At 46.1% G+C, this 4,095-nt stretch carries 3 protein-coding genes; 2 read left to right on the forward strand and 1 reads right to left on the reverse strand.

The window, feature by feature from the left end:
• Window positions 1-285: 285 nt before the first annotated feature.
• The gene (locus COV43_02765) at window positions 286-2,178 is read left to right on the forward strand and encodes a tRNA uridine-5-carboxymethylaminomethyl(34) synthesis enzyme MnmG (GenBank protein ID PIR26075.1); all 1,893 of its coding nucleotides are present in this window, start codon (window positions 286-288) and stop codon (window positions 2,176-2,178) included.
• 233 nt (window positions 2,179-2,411) lie between these two features.
• Here COV43_02765 and COV43_02770 read toward each other — a convergent pair whose 3' ends face one another.
• Window positions 2,412-2,687, reverse strand: a complete 276-nt coding sequence (locus COV43_02770) for a hypothetical protein (GenBank protein PIR26076.1) — start codon at window positions 2,685-2,687, stop codon at window positions 2,412-2,414.
• Window positions 2,688-2,841: 154 nt separating this feature from the next.
• Here COV43_02770 and COV43_02775 point away from each other — a divergent pair.
• The coding region (locus COV43_02775; protein PIR26077.1) for a hypothetical protein at window positions 2,842-4,095 on the forward strand (1,254 nt) is incomplete at its 3' end.

The following is a 4,095-nucleotide window of genomic DNA, read 5'->3' on the forward strand; positions in this document are numbered from 1 at the left end:
TATCAACAACTATTTGAATTTATTTAGGATAGTGGTAACTCGAGCACACATTTTTTGCCATTATGCCCATTCTGAACGAAGTGAAGGATCTCCTCTGACAATTCAAGTACTCGACATAACAAAAACGAAATTGACCGAGGAGATCCTTCGTTTCACTCAGGATGACGCAGAATTACTGGATTCCCTGGTCAAGCCAGAGGATGACAAGAGCAAAAAAACATCATTTCAGTTGAAAAATAATTCCCTAGACAGACTCAAGTCTCTTACGCTAAGTAAGCGCACGTTATGCGAAACACTTATGACATTATTGTGGTTGGGGCTGGGCATGCTGGTTGCGAAGCCGCTTTGGCTGCGGCTCGCATGGGTGCTGCTACGTTGTGTGTGACTGGGCGCTTTGATACCATCGCCAAAATGAGCTGCAACCCCGCTATTGGTGGGCTTGCCAAGGGGCACTTAGTTCGTGAGATCGATGCGCTTGGTGGCGAGATGGGCAAAAACGCGGATGCCACCGGCATTCAGTTTCGCCGTCTCAACATGAGCCGTGGGCCTGCTGTTCGGGGAACCCGCTGCCAGTCTGATTCTGCGGCCTATGCCGAACGCATGGTAAACATCATGCGTCAGCAAAACAATCTCGAACTCAAAGAGGGTGTGGTTGAAGCCCTCATTTTAGAAGGCAAAACACTTCGTGGTGTGGTGCTGGCTTCTGGCGAAGAAATTTTTGCGAATGCGGTTGTGGTGACTACGGGCACTTTCTTAAATGGTGAAATGCACTTTGGCATGCAACGCGTGAAAGGCGGACGGGTTCAGGATTTCGTGGCCACTGGCTTATCACAAGTGTTTCGCGATTTTGGCTTTGAACTTGGCCGCTTGAAAACGGGAACATGTCCACGTCTTGATGTAGCTACAGTAAATACTGCTATTTGCGAAGAGCAGCCAGGAGAAGAACCTCGGCCGCGGTTTTCGTTCGAACACGTTGAAAACACTTTGGAACAACGCAGTTGTTTCATCACCTACACCAATGAAGCGACGCACCAAATAATTCACAACAACATTCACTTGTCGCCCATGTATTCTGGGCAAATTCAAGGTATTGGTCCGCGCTATTGTCCATCCATCGAAGACAAAGTGGTGCGCTTTAAAGACAAAGAAAAACATCAACTGTTCATCGAACCAGAAGGCTTAAACTCAGACAGGTTCTACATCAACGGGCTATCAACTTCGCTTCCTGTTGAAGTGCAGTACGATATTTTGCGCACCATTCCCGGTTTGGAAGACGCCAAGATTTTGCAAGCGGGCTACGCGGTTGAATACGATTGCGTGTATCCGCATCAGCTTTTTCACAGTTTGGAAACTAAATATATAGATGGCCTTTTCTTGGCCGGCCAAATTAACGGAACCTCCGGCTACGAAGAAGCTGCAGCACAAGGTTTGATGGCGGGCATCAATGCCGTGAAAAAAACGCGCGGTGAAGAAGCTTTTGTGTTGGGGCGAGATCAAGCTTACATTGGCGTGCTCATCGACGACCTCATCACCAAAAGTACCACCGAGCCGTATCGCATGTTCACCTCGCGTGCGGAGTATCGCCTCTTGCTGCGCGAAGACAATGCAGATTTGCGTCTTAGCCATTTTGGCAAAGAGCTAGGCTTACTCGGCGACGAACGCTGGCAAATGTTTCAAGACAAAACTACAGCTTTACATTCTACCTTGAAAATATTTCGAAGCACGCGTGTAAATCCAAACGAAGAAAACCTGCAAGCCTTGCAGCAACTGGGTTTAAGCGGTGCAAAGCCCGGTATTTTGATTTCGGAATTATTGAAGCGCCCGGAAGTAAGCGCCACATCATTGTGGCAAGCCTTTGTAAAAAATGAGCTTCCGCAAGCTGAGGTGTTGGAACAAGCCGAAATTCAAATAAAATACGAAGGATACATTGCTTCGCAGCACGACATGGCAGAACGTATGCTAGAGTTAGACCGTGTACGCATCCCCGCAAACTTCCAGTACAAGGGCATTAGCGGGCTTTCAGCTGAAGTATGTGAAAAATTAAAACGCGTTCAACCTGAAAATTTAGGCCAAGCTTCTCGCATTTCTGGAGTAACTCCTGCAGCTATTTCGTTGTTGATGGTTTTGCTCAAGCGTGGTGGGGCGAATTCTTTTAATTCTCTGTCATCCCGTACTTGATACGGGATCTCCTCGGACAATTCTGCGCATTGTCATAACGAGGAGCAAAGCGACGTGGTGATCTCAATTTTGCAATTGCCAGAGGAGATTGCCACGTCGTTTAACAACACTCCTCGCAAAGACAGAAAGTTACCTGAATTGCTGGATCCCCTGGTCAAGCCAGAGGATGACAAAAAAACAGAATTGTTCGAGGGGATTCCCGCTAAAACCATGTGGGAATGACGAAGAATTATCTAATCAAAATCTAAAGCATCCAGCAGGCCATACAGATAATCTCGAATTTTACCTTCTACCGAAATGCGTGAGCGGCCGGGATAATAGCGTGTGCTGATGAGTTCCAAGAGGCGGTCAAAATGAGGGCCAGAATGGTCTAAGTCTTCTTTGGTGAGAATGTCCCAATCTTTCAAAATGTGTGGTTTAACGGCTTCCCAATGTTGTTCAAGTCTATTCGGTTGCATGCAAAAGCCTCTAAGCCGTTTAAAAATGGAAGTCAATTTTGAAAAAGGCATGCTTTACCAAAAAGTGTCAGGCACTTTCTGGTGAAAGGAATCATTTAGGTGCGAATTTCCCTTAAACAAGCAACTTCCAAGATTTTCAACCGATAATAAGGGTGAAGGGGAAACAGGTGCTATTTAATAAATCGATAAAAATCAAGAGGTTGCCATGTTTTTAGGTGGTTCGCCAGTTCCAGGTTCTCCTGTTGGAAGCGCTGATGCCGGGTTGCCTGTTCCAGCTCCGGCTGTACAGCCTGCAGTGGTTCCAGCGGTTGATGTGGCTACGGAGGCCGTTGATCGCAGCAATCCAGCAGCAGCTGTAGCAACCCCATCTACGCCAGCACTTACAGCTTCTATTACTGCACAAAGATTGAGCAGTGCTGTAGACAATGCTGTGTTCCAATCTTGGTGTTTCATGACGCATCCTGGTGGTAAAGTTGGCGAATTTGCACACTGTTCACTCTTTGAATTACCTGGACGCTTTGGAAGTGAAATAGCCTTAAGCGACCTTCGGCCTCTACCCGCTTTATTGTTATTGGAGGTGAAAAGTTTTATTCGTCCCTACGGAATTTCGCTTTTTAGTCCTGGTAGCCTCCAGCAGCTTTCTCAAGAGCTTACTACCAACAAAAACTCACCTTTTGGCTGGGAAAGTGCCGCGTTCGCCCAAGCCTATGGTGATATGAGTGATCTCTTGCAGCATACTTCTGGTAACAACTTGTTGAATCCAGATCAGCTCAATACACTTCAAGCTGCTGCTGAAGAAGTGATGAAGAAAGCTCCAGAGGAATTGCGTGGAAGCTTTTTGGCCGAACTCTCTGGTGATAAAGAAGGTAGGTTTAAAGAGTTTTTGAAAACCAATGATGAAACAAGCCTCACGGCTTTGAATACTGCACTTATCCCTTTTGAAAATGCAAGCCCGCGTGAATTATACCGGCTAGCTTTGGCAAAAGCTTTTGCACAGGCACTTTCTGCCAATGTGTGGAGAGACATTGCTAACAACTATCTCAATGGCGAAAAAGGCAAAGCGATGTCCTTGCTTATTGCCGGCGAAGCTGAAGTCCATCGCGTGCTTACAGAAGAACTTCATTTTCCAACTGATAAGCAAGTGGAAGATGTAACGAAGAAGTTTATGAAAGATGGTCTCACGTTGAAGAAGAAGGATGGTGATCTGAAGGAAGGTGAAGAGCGAACAGTTACCCTGAAGCGTGTAAAAGAGGAATATATTAAGGTTTTAAAAACGCTGTTTCCTCAAGCAAGTATTGAACAGATGTGGAACGATGCTGATGGAAGTAAAGATATCACAGCAAGGGTTAACGCTCTTGATAAAATGCTTGCCAGCAACCCTCTTTTGTTAAAGAGAGGAAGGGGTGCGCCTGAAGAGAAAAAAGCTCAAATTGCTCAAATGAAAAGCCTCTTCCAAAAG

Source organism: Deltaproteobacteria bacterium CG11_big_fil_rev_8_21_14_0_20_42_23 (assembly GCA_002796345.1).
Lineage (GTDB): Bacteria > UBA10199 > UBA10199 > 2-02-FULL-44-16 > 2-02-FULL-44-16 > 1-14-0-20-42-23.